The 17,351-nt window shown below is 68.7% G+C and carries 16 protein-coding genes; 10 read left to right on the top strand and 6 right to left on the bottom strand.

The window, feature by feature from the left end; genetic code table 11:
• Nucleotides 1-24: 24 nt before the first annotated feature.
• A complete protein-coding gene (locus RJ03_RS02925; RefSeq protein WP_036497758.1) occupies nucleotides 25-669 on the bottom strand; it encodes an MBL fold metallo-hydrolase in 645 nt (214 codons plus the stop codon).
• Nucleotides 670-860: 191 nt separating this feature from the next.
• On the opposite strand from RJ03_RS02925, the gene purS reads away from it, so the two are divergent.
• Complete coding sequence (purS, locus tag RJ03_RS02930; RefSeq protein ID WP_030517414.1) at nucleotides 861-1,097, top strand: phosphoribosylformylglycinamidine synthase subunit PurS; 237 nt, start codon at nucleotides 861-863, stop codon at nucleotides 1,095-1,097.
• Nucleotides 1,094-1,780 carry a phosphoribosylformylglycinamidine synthase subunit PurQ gene (purQ, locus tag RJ03_RS02935; protein WP_036497761.1) on the top strand — a complete coding sequence of 229 codons (687 nt, stop codon included), beginning with the start codon at nucleotides 1,094-1,096 and terminating at the stop codon, nucleotides 1,778-1,780. The genes purS and purQ overlap by 4 nt, the downstream gene beginning before the upstream one ends.
• Before the next feature lie 12 nt (nucleotides 1,781-1,792).
• Here purQ and RJ03_RS02940 read toward each other — a convergent pair whose 3' ends face one another.
• The gene (locus RJ03_RS02940) at nucleotides 1,793-2,935 is read right to left on the bottom strand and encodes a Glu/Leu/Phe/Val dehydrogenase dimerization domain-containing protein (RefSeq protein ID WP_036497819.1); all 1,143 of its coding nucleotides are present in this window, start codon (nucleotides 2,933-2,935) and stop codon (nucleotides 1,793-1,795) included.
• Nucleotides 2,936-3,254: 319 nt separating this feature from the next.
• Between RJ03_RS02940 and RJ03_RS02945 the strand changes: the two genes are divergently transcribed.
• Nucleotides 3,255-4,253, top strand: a complete 999-nt coding sequence (locus RJ03_RS02945; protein WP_051024189.1) for a LysR family transcriptional regulator — start codon at nucleotides 3,255-3,257, stop codon at nucleotides 4,251-4,253.
• 21 nt (nucleotides 4,254-4,274) lie between these two features.
• On the opposite strand, the gene RJ03_RS02950 is transcribed toward RJ03_RS02945, so the two are convergent.
• Nucleotides 4,275-5,342: a substrate-binding domain-containing protein gene (locus tag RJ03_RS02950; protein WP_036497763.1), complete on the bottom strand. Its 1,068-nt coding sequence runs from the start codon at nucleotides 5,340-5,342 to the stop codon at nucleotides 4,275-4,277.
• Between the two features lie 45 nt (nucleotides 5,343-5,387).
• Between RJ03_RS02950 and RJ03_RS02955 the strand changes: the two genes are divergently transcribed.
• Together RJ03_RS02955 and RJ03_RS02960 are read left to right on the top strand one after the other, a co-directional pair.
• Nucleotides 5,388-5,822 (top strand): MarR family winged helix-turn-helix transcriptional regulator, encoded by a 435-nt coding sequence (locus tag RJ03_RS02955; protein WP_036497765.1) that lies wholly within the window; start codon nucleotides 5,388-5,390, stop codon nucleotides 5,820-5,822.
• Nucleotides 5,823-5,891: 69 nt separating this feature from the next.
• The gene (locus tag RJ03_RS02960; protein ID WP_051024190.1) at nucleotides 5,892-7,220 is read left to right on the top strand and encodes a M18 family aminopeptidase; all 1,329 of its coding nucleotides are present in this window, start codon (nucleotides 5,892-5,894) and stop codon (nucleotides 7,218-7,220) included.
• Here RJ03_RS02960 and RJ03_RS02965 read toward each other — a convergent pair.
• Nucleotides 7,190-8,485: a glycosyltransferase 87 family protein gene (locus RJ03_RS02965; protein WP_245552166.1), complete on the bottom strand. Its 1,296-nt coding sequence runs from the start codon at nucleotides 8,483-8,485 to the stop codon at nucleotides 7,190-7,192. The genes RJ03_RS02960 and RJ03_RS02965 overlap by 31 nt on opposite strands.
• Nucleotides 8,486-8,645: 160 nt before the next feature.
• Between RJ03_RS02965 and purL the strand changes: the two genes are divergently transcribed.
• The gene (gene purL / locus RJ03_RS02970; protein ID WP_036497766.1) at nucleotides 8,646-10,940 is read left to right on the top strand and encodes a phosphoribosylformylglycinamidine synthase subunit PurL; all 2,295 of its coding nucleotides are present in this window, start codon (nucleotides 8,646-8,648) and stop codon (nucleotides 10,938-10,940) included.
• A gap of 59 nt (nucleotides 10,941-10,999) precedes the next feature.
• Here the strand turns inward: purL and RJ03_RS39230 are convergent, their stop codons facing one another.
• Nucleotides 11,000-11,362, bottom strand: coding sequence for a YiaA/YiaB family inner membrane protein (locus RJ03_RS39230; protein ID WP_506329745.1), 363 nt, complete (start codon nucleotides 11,360-11,362; stop codon nucleotides 11,000-11,002).
• A gap of 21 nt (nucleotides 11,363-11,383) precedes the next feature.
• Between RJ03_RS39230 and RJ03_RS02980 the strand changes: the two genes are divergently transcribed.
• From RJ03_RS02980 to RJ03_RS02990, 3 genes are read left to right on the top strand one after another with little or no spacing between them, the layout of a single operon-like run.
• Nucleotides 11,384-13,141 carry an alpha/beta hydrolase gene (locus tag RJ03_RS02980; RefSeq protein ID WP_051024193.1) on the top strand — a complete coding sequence of 586 codons (1,758 nt, stop codon included), beginning with the start codon at nucleotides 11,384-11,386 and terminating at the stop codon, nucleotides 13,139-13,141.
• A 46-nt stretch (nucleotides 13,142-13,187) separates the two neighbouring features.
• Nucleotides 13,188-13,883 carry a CPBP family intramembrane glutamic endopeptidase gene (locus tag RJ03_RS02985; RefSeq protein ID WP_063820328.1) on the top strand — a complete coding sequence of 232 codons (696 nt, stop codon included), beginning with the start codon at nucleotides 13,188-13,190 and terminating at the stop codon, nucleotides 13,881-13,883.
• Nucleotides 13,843-14,229, top strand: a complete 387-nt coding sequence (locus tag RJ03_RS02990; RefSeq protein WP_036497768.1) for a sterol carrier family protein — start codon at nucleotides 13,843-13,845, stop codon at nucleotides 14,227-14,229. The genes RJ03_RS02985 and RJ03_RS02990 overlap by 41 nt, the downstream gene beginning before the upstream one ends.
• A gap of 21 nt (nucleotides 14,230-14,250) precedes the next feature.
• Here RJ03_RS02990 and RJ03_RS02995 read toward each other — a convergent pair whose 3' ends face one another.
• Entirely contained in the window at nucleotides 14,251-15,528 is a 1,278-nt protein-coding gene (locus tag RJ03_RS02995) for a YhgE/Pip domain-containing protein (RefSeq protein WP_036497832.1), read from the bottom strand.
• Between the two features lie 175 nt (nucleotides 15,529-15,703).
• Between RJ03_RS02995 and purF the strand changes: the two genes are divergently transcribed.
• Nucleotides 15,704-17,308, top strand: coding sequence for an amidophosphoribosyltransferase (purF, locus tag RJ03_RS03000; protein WP_036497769.1), 1,605 nt, complete (start codon nucleotides 15,704-15,706; stop codon nucleotides 17,306-17,308).
• Nucleotides 17,309-17,351 lie beyond the last annotated feature (43 nt).

Here is a 17,351-nt window from a genome sequence, read left to right on the forward strand (position 1 = left end):
GGGTTCGAGGACCGGAGGCGCCCGCTAGAAGGTCTTGTTGTCCTCCGGCTCGATGAGCGCGAATTCGGTGTCGGCCGGGCGCATTTCGGACAGGCGGCCGAAGTAGATGCCCTGTGCCTCCGGCGCGATGATGCCGTAGTGGATGGGGACGGCGGTGCGCGGCGCCACGGCGCGCAGATAGTCCACCGCCTCGCTGATCTTCATCCACGGCGCGACCGCCGGCACCGCCAACACTCCGACCGATACCGGCGGCACCCACAGCGAATCGCCCGGGTGGACGAACTGTGCCGGATCGTCGGCGGTGCCGAGCTGGAAGACGGTGTTGTCGACGACCGGCAGCTCCGGATGGATCACCGCGTGCTTGCCGCCGCCCCCGGTGATCTGCAGATCGCCGATGGTGACGATATTGCCCGCGTGTACGGCCTGCCACGGTTCACCGCGCTGCTGTGCGGTTTGCGGATCGCTGAGCAGGCGGGCGCTCGGATTCGCGTCGACCAGGGCCTCGATCCGGTTGGGATCGATGTGGTCGGGATGCTGATGGGTGATAGCGATCGCGTCGAGACCCGTGATGCCTTCGAAGCCGTGCGAGAAAGTGCCCGGATCGAACAGGATCTTCGTGCCGTTCAATTCGACGAGGACGCAGGAATGACCGAAGTGGGCGATGCGCATGGATTCACGCTATATCCCCCGGCCGCAGCGTGGGCCGAGGCGGGCAGCATGCGTAACCACGGAGGGCCGCACGGAGGCCGGCCGACAGGCGCTGTGACGTCCCTCGCAGGGGCCGCGGCCCGGCGCGGCGCCCGGGAGTAGCCCCGATTAAGCTGTTGTGGTAATCCCCCCACCAGCTTGAGGAGCAACGCGTGGCACGAGTTGTGGTCGAGGTGATGCCGAAGGCCGAGATCCTGGATCCCCAGGGTCAGGCCATTGCCGGCGCGCTCGGACGCCTGGGTTTCCCGGGTGTGTCGGATGTGCGGCAGGGCAAGCGGTTCGAGCTCGACATCGACGACAGCGTCAGCGATGCCGAGCTCGAGAAGATCGCCGAGGCCCTGCTCGCCAACACGGTGATCGAGGACTGGAAAGTGGTGCGGCTGCCGTGACCAGCTCTGCGCGAATCGGTGTCATCACCTTCCCCGGCACGCTCGACGACGTCGACGCGGCGCGCGCGGTCCGGCTGGCCGGCGCCGAAGCGGTGAGCCTGTGGCATGCCGACGCCGACCTCAAGGGTGTCGACGCGGTGGTGGTGCCGGGCGGATTCTCCTACGGCGACTATCTGCGCGCCGGTGCCATCGCCCGGTTCGCGCCCGTGATGGGCAAGGTCGTCGAGGCCGCCGGCAAAGGTATGCCGGTGCTGGGAATCTGCAACGGTTTCCAGGTGCTGTGCGAGGCCGGACTGCTGCCGGGCGCGCTGACCCGCAACGAGGGTCTGCACTTCGTCTGCCGGGATCAGTGGCTGCGGGTGGAGTCCACCGCGACCGCGTGGTCCTCGCGCTACGACGCGGGTGCGCAGATTCTGGTCCCGGTGAAGAACGCCGAGGGCCGCTACCAGGCCTCACAGGCCGTGCTCGACGAACTCGAGGGCGAGGGCCGGGTGGTCTTCCGCTATGTGGGCGGCAACCCCAACGGTTCGCAGCGCGATATCGCCGGTATCGCCTCGCCGAACGGTCGCGTCGTCGGTCTCATGCCGCACCCGGAACACGCCACCGAGCCGCTGACCGGGCCGAGTGACGACGGACTGGGAATCTTCCTGTCGGTCCTCGACAGCCTCGTCACCACGGCCTGATCGGGCCGGCGCTCAGGGAATCACGACCGCGCCGGTGGCCGGTGCCGGGTCTTCCGCCCAGCGTCGGCCGGTCTCGCGCGGTGTGATGCCGTCGTCGGTCCAGGCGGACAGCAACCGCGCGACCTTGGTGTGCATGGTGGTGCGCAGGCGATCGAAGGACGTGTCCGGCACGTCGTCGACCTCACCGAGCAGCAGCCACCACGCCCAGGCCACCGCACCGGCATTGGCGACGAAGTCCGGCAGTACCGGAACGCCGCGGGCGGCGAGCATGGCCTCCGCCTCCGGGGTGGTGGCGGCGTTGGCCGCCTCGACGACGACGCGGGCGCGCACGTCGAACGAGTTGTCCGGCGTGATCGCATACGAGATGGCCGCGGGGACCAGAATGTCGACCTCGGCGGACAGCACCGCGGTGCGTGGCAGCTGCTCGACATCGGCCGGCAGCCGGGAGCGATCGATCTCGCCGTAGTCGTCGCGCAGCTCCAGGAGTGCCGGGATATCCAGTCCGCCCGCCCGGTGCAGGGCCCCGGCCGCATCGGCCACGGTGGTGACGCGCATACCCGCCTCGTGCAGGTAGTAGGCCGCGGCGCCGCCCATCGTGCCGACGCCCTGAATCGCGACCGTCGTCTCGGCCGGCATCCGGCCCCAGGAGACGGCCGTGGCGAGGCAGGCGTGCGCGACACCGTAGCCGCCGATCACATCGCCCAGCAGGAAACCGCCCTCGACCGCCGCGTTCAGGCCGTCGCGGACCCGTTCCAGGGTGGCGGCCGGATCGGCGGCGCGGCGGATCGCGGCGTGATAGCTCTGGCCCAGGCCCAGTTTCTCGAAGATCTCGTCGATCAGATGCTGCGGGACGCCCAGGTCCTCCGCGGTCACCCAGTGCGCGTCGATCCACGGGCGCATGGCCTCGCAGAATCGCTCCAGCACGCCGACGGCGCGCGGATCTTTCGGGTCGAAGTCGATACCGCCCTTCGCGCCGCCGATCGGCAGGTCGAAGGTCGCGGTCTTGGCGGCCATCCCGCGCGCCAGATCCTCCACCTCGCTCAACGTGCAGCCGGCGCGCATGCGGGTGCCGCCCGTGGCCAGTCCGCCGCGCAGGGTGTGGACGACGAGGTAGCCGACGGCACCGGTGGCCGCATCGGTCCACTGCAGTCGCATGTACGGCTCGGGGCGGCGGATCGCGGGGATGACCGGGGCGGTCGCGGGCACCGCCGGGGCGGCCGGTGCGGTGTCCTCTGCCGGGTTGTGGATCGTCGTCACGGCGAACTACCTCCTGCGCGTTCGGATGTCCGACCACCACCCGCGGGACACGTCGAGTCGCGCTGTCGGCGTCCGGACCTCGTCGTCCCGGCTGGTGATTCGCTGCCCCCAGACTGCGTCCTGCCCGGTCACACGTCTATTTACGGTTCGTTCACGGCATCGTTCAGTGCTCCTACACAGCGGTGGCCGAGCCCGGGAACCGCTTACGCTCGATGCCATGGATCTGTCGCTGCCCCGACTGCGCATGCTGCGCGAGCTCCATCGGCGCGGCACGATCACCGCGGCCGCGAGTGCGCTGCACTACACGGCGTCGGCGGTGTCGCAGCAACTCGCGCAGTTGGAGCGGGACGTGGGGCTGCGCCTGTTCGAGCGGCGCGGACGCCGGCTGCAGCTCACCGATCGTGGGGTGCTGCTCGCCGAGCACGCCGAGGAGATCCTCGCCTCGGTGGAGCGGGCGACACAGGCGCTCGAGGAGTCCGGGGAGTCGGTGTCGGCGACCCTCACCGCCGGAGTGTGGGCCTCGGTCGCCTCGGGGCTGCTGCCCGACGCGCTCACCGCGCTCGCCCGCGCCCACCCGGGCATTCTGGTGCGGACCAGGGAACTCGCGCCGGAGGCGACGGCCGCCGCGGTGCGCGACGGCACTCTGGACCTGTCGTTCGTGCTCGACTATTCGAATTATCCGATGACCTGGGACCGCGGTCTGGAACGTGCCGTCATCGCGGTCGAGCGGCTCTACGCGGCGGTTCCGGCCGGAGCGGTGCCGGCGCGGACGGCGACGTTGGCGGATCTGGCCGAACATCCGTGGATCCTCGCGCCCGCTCGCTCCCATTTCGGTCATGCGGTACGGCTGGCCTTCCAATCCGGCGGGGTGGAACCGCGCATCGACCACGAGGTGGAGGAGCAGTCGACCGCGATGGCGTTGGTCGCGGCCGGATTGGGCGTCACGCTGGTCTCGGATCTGGGGCTGGCGTTGCGCCCGGCGGGCGTGGATATCGTCGGACTCGGCGAGGGGCTCACCAGGACCGTCTCGCTGGCCTACCGCACCAATACGGCACGCCGGGCGGCGCTGCTGTTCGTCGTCAACGCGGTCCGGGCCGCCGCCGTCGACAAGGGACTCGGTCCGGACCGGCCGTTGCTCGCCGCGCCGGGCCCGGAAACCGTTGCGCCACCGAATGATTCGGTCGAGATCACCCACAAGGCGCTCGGGCTCGAGTGAGCCGGGCGCCGGTGCCCGGCGTCAGTAGAGAGTGTCCAGAATCCGCAGGTCCACGCCCTCCGCGCGGGCGATCAGGCTGGGCGGGCGGACCACGTGATTGTCGCGGTACATCCGGGCACCCGACGGCGTCTCCAGCACCACCCCGTCCTCGAGCGCGGCCCGCATCCGCGGCACCTCGAGGGAGCCGACCGCATGGGCCATCGCTCGCAGCGTGTGCAGCGCCTCGTAGGCGGTGTTGCCGAAGTAGGTGAGTTTCGGCGCGAAGCGGCCGTGCATGTGGTGGTAGCGCGCGAGCCGGTCGGGATCGGCGTTCACGTTCGGGAACAGACTGGACGCGACATAGAGATCGGTGTTGGCGCCGGGACCGGCGGCGAGCAGGAGTTGTTCGTCGACGACCGGGCTGACCCGCAGTTGCGTCGCGGCGCGGCCCATCGCGGTGAACTGCTGATTGAACCGGACCGCGTCCATCCCGACCAGCAGCATCACGATGCCGTCGACCCGGTCCAGCAGCGGATCGGTGAGGATCGATCCGAAGTCCCGGGTGCCCAGCGGCACGTAGCGCTCGTAGTGGACGGCCTCGCGGTACGCGGCACGGACGTCGCGACCGGTGGCCACCGGCCAGATGTAGTCGTTGCCGATGATCGCCCAGCGCCGGGTGCCGAATTCCCGCGACAGCCACCGCATGGCCGGCAGGATGTGGCCGCTGGGCGCCTCGCCGATCATCACCACCTCGGCCGGTTCGTTCGGCAACTCCTCGTAGACGTTGGCGAACAGATAGGGGACCCGCCCGCCGGTGACCCGGGCAACCGCCTGGCGTACCGCCGAGATGTGCCAACCGGTGATCGCATCGACCATTCCGGTGGCCAGCAGCGCCGAGATCTCGTCGGCGACCTCGGCCGGACTGCGGCCGCCGTCGATGGTCGTCACCCGCACCTGGCGGCCCAGAATTCCTGTGCCACTGTTGATTTCTTTTGCGGCCAAGGAAATCGCGGCTTCACAGGACGGCGCGACAATTCCGACGGGGCCCTGCAGCGGGACGATATTCAGTACCTCGACCACTTCGTCCGGGCTCTCGCCGAAGGAGAACATTCGGTACCCTTCTTCGTATCCGAGCGAAATGATGGGGCGGAGAATATGTCGACCATTGTAAGTGGCGTCGCCACGCTGCACGGGGCGCTGCGCGCTGCGGAACGCGGTTGGCTCCGGCACCTCGACGCGGCACTGTGTGCCAGGCAGCTGACCGCCGACCAGTGGGCCATGCTGTCGAATCTGTCCGACCGCTCCGGCATCACCATGAGCGAGCTGGCGGTTCGCGCCCAGCTACCGCCCTCGTCGGCCACCCGCCACGCCGACGCTCTGGCCGAACGCGGCCTGATCTTTCGAATTGCGGCCGAGGATGATCGCCGCCGCATTCTCATCGGTTTGACCCACCGCGGCAAGGATCTGGTGGATTCGGTGCGCGAGCAGGAGTCACTGGCCGAAGAGGAATTGCGGAAACGAATCGGCGCGCGAAATCACGCGGAATTGCTCCGGCTACTCGAGTTGATGGTCGAGACGCAGTCGGAGTGATCCCGTTCGGGGTGCGACGGCCGACTCGGCAAAAATACGGCAATTCCGGCAGCCGTTAGGATCGCCGGTATGCCGGTCTCCACCACCGCGACGGCCTCCGGGCTGTGCGCCTTCGTCGATGCCTCGCCGTCTCCGTTCCACGTATGCCGCACCGTGGCAGCCGAATTGGCGGGCCACGGATTCACCGAACTGCCCGAGCCCCGGCCGTGGCCCGAGGCGAACGGGGCAGTGGGCCGCTACTTCGTGATCCGCGGCGGATCGCTGGTGGCATGGGCCGCGAAGAACACCGATCCGGCCGGGGCGTTCCGGGTGGTCGGCGCGCATACCGACAGCCCGAATCTGCGCGTCAAACAGCATCCCGATATGGCCGTCGCGGGCTGGCAGATGATCGGCCTGGAACCCTACGGCGGCGCCTGGCTCAATTCCTGGCTGGACCGCGATCTCGGCATCTCCGGCCGGCTCACCGTGCGCGAGGGCGACGGGCTGGGGCAGCGGCTGGTGCGCATCGACGATCCGCTGGTGCGGGTGCCGCAACTGGCCATCCACCTGTCCGAGGACCGCCGCGGGGTGACGCTGGATCCGCAACGCCATGTCAACGGTATCTGGGGGCTGGGGGAGCGGCCGCGTTCGTTCATCGCCTACGTCGCCGAGCAGGCCGGCGTCCCCGCCGGCGACGTGCTCGGATGGGAACTGATGACCCATGACCTGGAACCGAGCCGGGTGGTCGGGCGCGATCAGGATCTGGTGAGCGCGCCGCGGCTGGACAATCAGGCCACCTGCTATGCCGGACTGCACGCGTTCCTGGCCGCCGCCGACCGGGACGGCGACGTCACCCCGGTGCTGGCGATGTTCGATCACGAAGAGGTCGGCAGCCAATCCGACCGCGGCGCGCAATCGGATCTGCTACCCACGATCCTGGAGCGGATCGTGCTCGCCCGCGGCGGTGGTCGCGCGGATTACCTTGCGGCACTGGCGGGTTCGATCTGCGCCTCCGGCGATATGGCCCATGCCACCCATCCCAACTATCCGGACCGGCACGAGCCCTCGCATCGCATCGAGGTCGGCGGTGGCCCGGTGCTGAAGGTGAACCAGAATCTGCGCTACGCCACCGACGCGGTCGGCGCCGGAGCCTTCGCCCTGGCCTGTGCGCAGGTCGGCGTCCCGTTGCAGCGGTACGTGCATCGCGCGGATCTGCCGTGCGGTTCGACCATCGGCCCGATGACCGCGGCGCGCACCGGCATGCCGACCGTCGACGTGGGTGCACCGCAGCTGGCGATGCATTCGGCCCGCGAACTGATGGGCGCCGCGGACGTGCACTCCTATTCGGCGGCGCTGGCGGCCTTCCTCACCCCGGCGGGCCGCGTCGCTCACGCCGAATCGGACACCGCGGGCCGGTAGGCGATCGCCGCGATCACCAGGGCGGCGAAGGTCACCAGCACATAGCTGCTGCCGATGATCTGCTGCCACCACGCCCAGCGCAGTTCGCGGTCGGCGTTGTGCGGCAGCACCCACTGCGGGCCGACCATGAACAGCACGGTGACAGCGGCGGTGACCGCGATCCACATCCGCCGCCGCCGTGCCGCGCGCCCCGGTGTGTCCGGGGCGTCCGCGGCCGGCATGCGGGCGATCAGGTCGCCCGCGACCAGGAGCGCCGGGGCGACCCACACCCAGTGGTGCGACCACGAGACCGGCGAGACCAGCAGGACCGCGGCCGAATTGACCAGCAGCGCGGATACCTGGTGGCCGGCGTCGAGCAGCCGCTTCATCCAGAGCGCGGCCAGCCCGATCGCGATGAGCGACAACCCGATCCAGATCCCCGTCGCGGCCGCGTCGGAGACGCCCAGGCGGAATGCGAAACCCTTGAGCGACTGATTGCCGGCGTACTGCGGCGGCCCGATGCGACCGGTATCCATCAGCGTGTGGAACCAGTATTCGGTGGAATCGTGCGGGAACAGCAGGAATGCCAGCGCGATCGCGCCGATCGCCGAGGCGATGAGGGTCAGGCACGCCCGCCAGTCCCGGCGCAGCAGGAAGTACAGCAGATAGCCGGCCGGAATCAGCTTCACCGACACCGTGATTCCGATCAGTATGCCGCGCGGCCAGAACGGTTTGCGCACCAACACGTCGAGCGCGACGGCCGCCATCAGGATCAGATTGATCTGGCCGAAGTTGTAGGTCTGGCGCACCGGTTCGGACAGGCCGAGTACGGCGAGCGCCCCGATCAGCAGAATCACCCGGGTGGAGCGGTCCATCCCCGGCCGCACCCGGACCAGCACCAGCCACAGCGTGACCGCCAGGCTCGCCATCGAGGTGAGCAGCACCAGCCATTCGGCGACGGCGAGCGGCATCAGCGCGAGCGGCGCGAAGAACAGCGCGGCCAGCGGCGGATAGGTGAACGGCAGCCCGATGCCCTCGACCTTGGGCATCGGCCCGTACAGGTCGCCGCCGTCGAGCCACGTGTGCGCGCCGTTGCGGTAGACCTGGAGATCGATGTAGCCGGTCCAGATGTGGGTGGCCCAGGAGACGATCGCCGAGACGACGAACAGGGCGATCGCGATCATGAGCAGCCGTCGCTGCCGAGTCGTCAGCCCCCCGGTGGACCGCGCGGACGACGTGGTCGCGGGCAGTTCGTCCGGATCCGCGACCCTGGATCGATCGTTCACCGGCTCAGCGTACCGGTGAACAGGTGCTGGCTGGTCGAGGTGGGTTTGGCACCCACTAGACTGTCCTCGACTCCCCATCCGCGTGCATTCCGTCTCTCACTCCAGCGTCGGAGCTCGTAGCTGCACGTTTGCCCGGCCGAAAGGACCTAGGTAGCCCACCGTGACTGTCCACGTCGACACCGTCAGCGCCGCCGCAGCCACCCCGGATACCCCGCAGCCGTACAAGGAGCTGGGTCTCAAGAACGACGAATACGCGCGCATCCGCGACATTCTGGGCCGCCGCCCCACCGATGCCGAGCTGGCGATGTACTCGGTGATGTGGAGCGAACACTGCTCCTACAAATCCTCGAAGGTGCATCTGCGCTACTTCGGCCAGACCACCACCGACGAGATGCGCGCCTCCATGCTGGCCGGTATCGGCGAGAACGCGGGCGTGGTGGACATCGGTGACGGCTGGGCGGTCACCTTCAAGGTGGAAAGCCACAACCATCCCTCCTATGTCGAGCCGTATCAGGGTGCGGCCACCGGCGTCGGCGGCATCGTGCGCGACATCATGGCGATGGGCGCGCGGCCGATCGCTGTGATGGACCAGCTGCGCTTCGGCGCTGCCGACCACCCCGACACCCGGCGCGTGGTCGACGGTGTGGTCCGCGGTGTCGGCGGCTACGGCAACTCCCTCGGCCTGCCCAATATCGGCGGCGAGACCGTGTTCGACGCCTCCTATCAGGGCAATCCGCTGGTGAACGCGCTGTGCGCGGGTGTGATGCGGGTGGAGGATCTGCACCTGGCCTTCGCCTCCGGCACCGGCAACAAGATCGTGCTGTTCGGCGCGCGGACCGGTCTGGACGGCATCGGCGGTGTGTCGGTGCTGGCCTCGGACACCTTCTCGGGTGACGAATCCGGTTCCGGCCGTAAGAAACTGCCCAGTGTGCAGGTGGGTGACCCGTTCGCCGAGAAGGTGCTCATCGAGTGCTGTCTCGAGCTGTACCACGCCGGACTGGTGGTCGGTATCCAGGATCTCGGCGGCGCCGGATTGTCCTGTGCGACATCGGAGTTGGCGGCGGCCGGCGACGGCGGTATGCGTATCGACCTGGACAAGGTGCCGCTGCGCGCGGCGAATATGACTCCCGCGGAGGTGCTTTCCAGCGAATCGCAGGAACGCATGTGCGCGGTGGTGACGCCGGACAACGTCGAGGCGTTCATGGCCGTGTGCCACAAGTGGGATGTGCTGGCCACCGTGATCGGCGAGGTCACCGACGGCGACCGCCTGGTGGTGAACTGGCACGGCGAAACCGTGGTGGACGTGCCGCCGCGCACCGTCGCGCACGAGGGCCCCGTCTACGAGCGCCCCGTGCGGCGCCCCGAGGAGCAGGACGCACTGGTCGCCGACACCACCGCCGGGCTGGCCCGGCCGAAGTCCGGCGACGACCTGCGGGCCACGCTGCTGAAGCTGATCTCCAGCCCGCAGCTGTGCAGCCGCAAGTGGATCGTCGAGCAGTACGACCGGTACGTGCGCGGCAACACGGTGCTCGCCGAACACGCCGACGCGGGTGTGATCCGCATCGACGAGGAGTCCGGCCGGGGCATCGCGCTGGCCACCGACGCCTCGGGTCGCTACACCAAACTCGACCCGTACACCGGCGCGCAGCTGGCGCTGGCCGAGGCCTACCGCAACGTCGCCAGCACCGGCGCCACCCCGAAGGCCGTCACCAACTGCCTCAACTTCGGTTCCCCCGAGGATCCGGGCGTGATGTGGCAGTTCCAGCAGGCCGTGCGCGGCCTCGCGGACGGCTGTGTGGCCCTGGGCATTCCGGTCACCGGCGGCAACGTCAGCTTCTACAACCAGACCGGTCAGACCGCGATCCTGCCGACCCCAGTGGTCGGCGTGCTCGGCGTCATCGACGATGTGCACCGGCGCATTCCGACCGGATTCGGCACCGAACCGGGTGAGACGCTGATTCTGCTCGGCGAGACCCGCGACGAATTCGACGGATCGATCTGGTCGCAGGTCGAGCACGAGCACCTGGGCGGTGTGCCGCCGCGGGTGGACTTCGCCCGCGAACAGTTGCTCGCCGAGGTGCTGACCGCCGGTTCTCGCGACGGAATGATCAGCGCCGCGCACGATCTCAGCGAGGGGGGACTGGCCCAGGCGGTGGTCGAAGGGGCGCTGGCCGGTGAAACCGGCGTCCGCATCCTGCTTCCCGAGGGCGACGACCCGTTCGTCACGCTGTTCTCGGAATCGGCCGGACGCGTCCTCGTCGCGGTGCCGCGGTCGGAGGAGACGCGTTTCACCAAGATGTGCACCGCCCGCGAACTGCCGTGGGTGCGCATCGGCGTCGTGGATCAGGGCTCGGACTCGGTCGAGGTGCAGGGCCAGTTCTCGATCACGATGGACGAACTGCGCACCGCCCACGAGGGCACGCTGCCCGCGCTGTTCGGCGCCACCGCGAAGTGACCCGATGCGGACCGCGGCGCCGCGGTCCGCTCACATCCGGAACGGATCGTGCTCGGCCATCAGCTTTTCCACGCGGCGATGCGCTGATGCACGCGTGCGGATTCGAACCGGTCGCGGATCACCTTGGCGAGGGTGAAGGCGCTCGAGACCATGAACAGCGTTGTCATCAGCAGGAACCCACGCTGCCAGATGTCCGGCGGCAGATAGACGATGCCGGCGGTGGCGGCGACGAAACTGACACCGAAGGCGATCGCGGCCTGGGCCTGGAATGCGGGGCTGCTCTTCTGCTGGGAGAAGTGCTCATACCCTCGAGTCTGCGGTCCGGGGCCGCGGGGATCGTGCGTAGAACTACTCGAGTACCCCGGGTAATTCCCGTCGTAGCAGTTGTTTGCCTCACGTGGCGAGTTCCCCGATTTCCGCACGCCGACCGCCATACTTGACGGGTGCTCGATACCGCCGAGACTCTCACAACGCTGCGTACGCGCGGCGTTGTGGTCTATCGGCGAGGCCTGCGGCTGTTGCGACGGCTCGAGGACGACATCATCGCGCTCAATTACGTCGGACTCGTCACCGCGACAGTATTTTTCGCGTGGTCGGTGACACCGTCGCTACTGCCGCGCGACTGGTTGTTCCAAGGCCTGATCAGCGGCCTCAACGCCGCCATCGGCTACGGCGTGGGCTGTCTGCTGGAGTGGGGTTTCCGCAGATTGATCCGGCCGCGCTTGCGTTTTCGCACACCGTCGCTGCGGATTCGCTATGCGGTGAAGGTGACGATCCTGACGATCTGCCTGCTCACCGCGATCTACATGCTCGTCCTCTCGGCCGACTGGCAACGGCAGATCTACGAACTGATGGATATGGAGGGCACCACGCGCGCCGCCTATCTGCGCACCGGTGGGCTCAGTCTCGCGGTGGCGGCGCTGGTGGTGGCGATCTACCGGACGGTGCGGTGGATCGTGCGGTTCTTCGCACGGCTGCTCAGCCGCTGGGTGCGGGTGCCGCCGCAGCTGGCTCCGAGCGCCGGTGCGATCGTGCTGGCCGTGGTGGCGGTGCTGCTGTTCAACGGTGTGCTGTCGGAGGCCTTCTTCACCGTCGCCAATTCGGCGTTCAGCGTGCGCAACGACAAGATGACGCCCTACGCGGTGCAGCCGAGCGACCCCGGACGCTCCGGCAGCCCCGCATCGCTGGCCAAATGGGACACGCTCGGTTCGGAGGGGCGATGGTTCGTCTCGCACGGACCCGATGCCTTCCGGATCGGCGCGGTGACGGGTAAGCCCGCGCGCGAACCGGTCCGGGTCTACGTCGGCCTCGGCTCGGCGGGCGAGGGGCAGACCCAGGAGCAGCTGGCGGTCGCCGAACTCGAACGCACCCACGCCTTCGACCGCAAGGTGCTGGTCATCGTCACCACCACCGGAACCGGATGGGTGAACTCGGCGTCAGCCGGTGCGCTCGAGTACATGTACGGCGGCGATACCGCGATCCTGGCCTCGCAGTACTCCTATCTGCCCAGCGTGCTGTCGTTCCTCGCGGACCGGGAGAAGGTCGCGGTGGCCGGGAAGAAGATGTTCGACGCGGTGTACGCCGCCTGGTCGGCGCGGCCGCCGCAGTCGCGGCCGAAACTACTGGTCTACGGGGAGAGCCTGGGCTCGCAGGGCTCGGAGGCCGCCTTCGACGGGCTGGCCGATCTGCGCGCCGAGGTGGACGGCGCGCTGTGGGTGGGACCGCCGAATTCGAATCGGCTGTGGAAGCAGTTCGTCGAGCGCCGCGATCCCGGCACCCGCGAGGTGGAGCCGATCTACGCCGACGGCCTCGTGGTCCGCTTCGCTTCCGGCGCACCGGATCTGGCGAAACCGTCACCGGAATGGCGGCATCCGCGCATCGCCTATCTGCAACATCCCTCCGACCCGATCGTCTGGTGGTCGCCGGATCTGATTCTCTCCCAACCGGATTGGCTCTCCGAACCGCGCGGCTCCGACGTGTCCACGCAGATGCGCTGGTGGCCGCTGGTCACCTTCTGGCAGGTCGCCGCCGACCTGACCAACGCCCAGGGCGTCAGCGACGGGCACGGCCACAACTACGGCACCATGGTCCTCGACGGGTGGGCGGCCGTGCTGCCGCCGCCGGACTGGAATCCGCAACTGCAGGAGAGCATTCGGACCCAGCTGGAACTGTCGGAAGCGTTCGAACGCGCGGTGAAATGAGAGGCGTAGTCGTCGCCACGAAACCGCATTCGCACGGTGCGGGTCGATGAGTCGCCGAGGCTCGGTACGCACCCTTCTGGCATCCTGCCTCGCCCTGGCGTGGAGCAATCTCGTGCTGCCGCGGCTGGGGTCGGGCATACGCGGCCGCACGCTCGCCAACGCCGTGTTCGCGACCGGATACGCCGCTGTCTTCGGCGGCCGGCCGGAGTGGCTGTCCCGGCGCGGATTCGGCTGGGGCGCAGCCGCATTCGGCGCGGTCGGTGCTGCGTACGGCGTGGGCCTCGTCGTGCCGGGCATCCGTGATCGGATAGCGGGGGTCGCCGATCGTGCGCCGGAGGTGAGTACGGCCGAATGGGTCGGCCTGCACATTCCGATGGGCACCGTCTACAGCGAGGAGCTGATCTTCCGGGGCACGCTGGATCGGCTGTTCGAGGATGCGGGGCCCGTGCGAAGACATTGCGGCGCACTGGTATTCGGCCTCTGGCATATTCTTCCGGCGCGCTCCGCAGGCGACAGCGTCCCGATGACCGTCGCCGTCACCACCGCGGGCGGCCTGCTCTTCTCGTGGCTTCGCCGCCGCACCGGCAGCGCGACGGCGCCCGCCCTCGCCCACCTCGCCCTGAATGCCGGCGGTGCGCTGGCCCCGCCGGCGGCCGCGGCGCTGCGCCGACGGAGCCCGTCTCACCGCTACGCTCGGTGGAATGGCGCGACATTCGGCTGTGGACCCTGCTCAGGTGCGTGATTCGGTGGCAGCGGTCGGTGCGTGGCTGCGCGACGAGTCGGCGGCGCAGCCGGGGCGGTCCGAGCTGGCGGCGGCCGTGCGCGCAACCGCGCGCAGTCTGGCCGCGGCGGCGCCGGGCGCCTCGGTGGAGGTGCGGGTACCGCCCTTCGTGGCGGTGCAGTGCATCGAGGGTCCGCGGCACACGCGCGGGACGCCGCCGAACGTGGTGGAGACCGACGCGCGGACGTGGCTGTTGCTCGCGACGGGACTGCTCGATTTCGAGACCGCGGTGGAAACGGGCGCGCTGAGCGCCTCCGGAATCCGGGCGGGAGAGTTGGCCCGCTGGCTGCCGCTGGTGGCGCTGTGAATCCGGGGCGGCCTCGGTGAACTAGGCCGGGGCGGGCTCGGTGCGGTTGATCGGCTTGCGCTCCAATCCTTTTCGGTCGTAGAAGCGCGTCACGATCAACCCGAGCGCCACACCGATTCCGAGGCCGAGCACGGTCATCCAGAATCCACGGGTGAAACCGGCCGCGCCGTTGCCGTCGAAATACAGCAGCGAACGCACCGCCAGGAACACCTGATGCATGGGTTCGAAGGTGGCCAGCCAGCCCAGGTACTTCGGCGTCGCCTCGATCGGCACCGTGCCACCCGACGACGGCAGTCCCAGCACGATGAACAGGATCATGTTCACCAGCAGACCCGCCGAGCCGATCGCGGCCAGGATGGAGATACCGGTGAATCCGACCGCGATGATCGCGAGCACCCCGTAGAGATACAGGCCCAGCGGATTGTCCAGAGGCATCCCCAGCGCCGCGCCGATACCGAGCAGAATCGCGGAGACCACCACCGCGGCGACCGCCATGACCGCCCACTTGATCAACAGCGTGCGGAGTCTGGAGACCGGTGTGGCGGGATAGTGCACGTACCACGGCCCGTATTCGGTCGGCACGAACCCGAGGGCCGAGTCGATCATCGTGTGCACGATCATCGCGCCGAGCATGCCGGCCATCAGCAACAACAGTGCGTAGAAGAAGGCGGTCAGCCCCTGACCGGATCCGCCCGGCAGGGGGTGGAACTCCTGCACCAGGATCTCCAGCGGTTGCGCCAGCGTGAGGCGGGTCGCGCCGGACAGCTCGGGGGCGGGCGGGCCGCCCGGCGCCGGCGTGAGCTGAGCCCGCACCTGCTCGACGAGCTGCTGACCGACCTTGTCGTTGATCTGCGGCAGCGCCTGATTACCGAAACGCACCACGATCTGGGTGGCGTAGGTGCCCGAACGCGGATTGGTCATCAGGGTGATGATCGGACGCTCGATATCGCCCGGTATGACACTGCCCACACCCAGGATCCCCAGCCGCTTGCTGAAATCGCTGGGAATGACGACCGCGCCGTAGACCTGGCCGTTCTGCATCTGCTGCTGGGCCTCCGGCAGCCCGAGTACGCGCAGATCGATCTGATCGGCGGGCACGGCGGCACGCAGTCCGTCGGCGACCTGGTCGCCGAAGTTCACGTGTTTTTCCTGGCCGGCTGCGCCGAGCGTCTCGCCCACGTCCTGGTTGACCAGGGCGATCGGGAAGTCGTGCAGATTTCGCTGCGGATCGACGACGTAGTCGAGATACAGCAGGCCCAGCAACGCCGCCACCACTGAGAGGACCGCCACAGGGAACATCCATCGAAACGGAATCAGCCGCCGCAGATTTCGACTTTGTAGTGCGGTGTCGGTGCTCGCCACGGTCGAACCGTAGCAGCAAACAGCTCGCCACCCGGCGGATCCGGACGTGGGTTTCGCGCGGATGACCCGTAGAATGATGAGTGCCCCCCGCCCGACTAACAGGGAGCAAACGGTGACCCACGCCGATCTGTCTATCCCGAAGACCGCCGCAGGCCGAAACACCTCCGCAGTCGACGAGCCTGAGAACGAGCCCCGCGAGGAGTGTGGCGTCTTCGGCGTCTGGGCTCCGGGCGAGGATGTGGCCAAGCTCACGTATTACGGCCTCTATGCCTTGCAGCACCGCGGACAGGAGGCCGCCGGTATCGCGGTCGCCGACGGTGCGCAGGTGCTGGTGTTCAAAGACCTGGGTCTGGTCTCGCAAGTCTTCGACGAGCAGACGCTGGCGGCGATGCCCGGGCATATCGCCATCGGGCACTGCCGTTACTCGACCACCGGTTCCACCATCTGGGAGAACGCGCAGCCGATCTTCCGGACCACCGCGGTCGGCACCGGACTCGCGTTGGGACACAACGGAAATCTGGTCAACACCGCCGAATTGGCGACCCGGGCCCGGGAATTGGGTCTGATCAACGGCCGCCTGCCGGGCAGCGCGATCACCGCCACCTCGGATTCGGATGTGATGACCGCGCTGCTGGCCCATGCCGCGGCCGACAAGAGCATCGAGCAGGCGGCCATGGAGTTGCTGCCCACGCTGCGCGGCGCCTTCTGCCTGACCTTCATGGACGAGCACACCCTCTACGCGGCGCGAGACCCGCAGGGTGTGCGGCCGCTGTGCCTGGGCCGCCTCGACCGCGGCTGGGTGGTTGCCAGCGAGACCGCCGCACTCGACATCGTGGGCGCTTCGTTCGTCCGCGAGATCGAGCCGGGCGAACTGCTGGCGATCGACGCGGACGGGGTGCGTTCGCTGCGGTTCGCCAATCCCGAACCCAAGGGCTGTGTCTTCGAATACGTCTACCTGGCCCGGCCGGATTCGACGATCGCCGGTCGCTCGGTGCACGCCACCCGGGTCGACATCGGCCGCCGGCTGGCTGCCGAACATCCCGTCGACGCCGATCTGGTGATCCCGGTCCCGGAATCCGGTACGCCCGCCGCGGTGGGCTACGCCCAGGGATCCGGTGTGCCCTACGGCCAGGGACTGATGAAGAACGCCTATGTGGGCCGTACCTTCATCCAGCCCAGCCAGACCATCCGCCAGCTCGGTATCCGGCTCAAGCTCAACCCGTTGCGCGAGGTGATTCGCGGGAAGCGGTTGATCGTGGTCGACGACTCGATCGTCCGCGGCAACACCCAGCGCGCCCTGATCCGGATGCTGCGCGAGGCCGGGGCGCTGGAGATCCACGTGCGCATCGCCTCACCGCCGGTCAAGTGGCCGTGCTTCTACGGCATCGACTTCGCCTCGCCGGCCGAGTTGATCGCCAACGGCGCCGGACCGGAACTGGCGGAGGGCTCGCAGGATTCGGAAGCGGCCATGGTCGAGAGCGTGCGCCGTTCCATCGGCGCCGACAGCCTGGGCTATATCTCGCTCGATGGCATGATCGCCGCCACCGAGCAGCCGCGCACCCGGTTGTGCTGCGCCTGCTTCGACGGCAAATACCCGATCCCGCTGCCCGACGAGGCCGCCGTGGGCAAGAACGTGCTCGAGGGGATTCTCTCCGGTAAGCCGGAATCGGAACTGCTGGGCGAGAACGCCAACGCGAGCGCGCTCAGCCGCCCCTGAGCGGCACGGCTGACGTGGCCGGGCCTGTCGTCGTGGCGGCCCG

The sequence above is a fragment of the Nocardia aobensis NBRC 100429 genome, from assembly GCF_000308375.1.
Lineage (GTDB): Bacteria > Actinomycetota > Actinomycetes > Mycobacteriales > Mycobacteriaceae > Nocardia > Nocardia aobensis.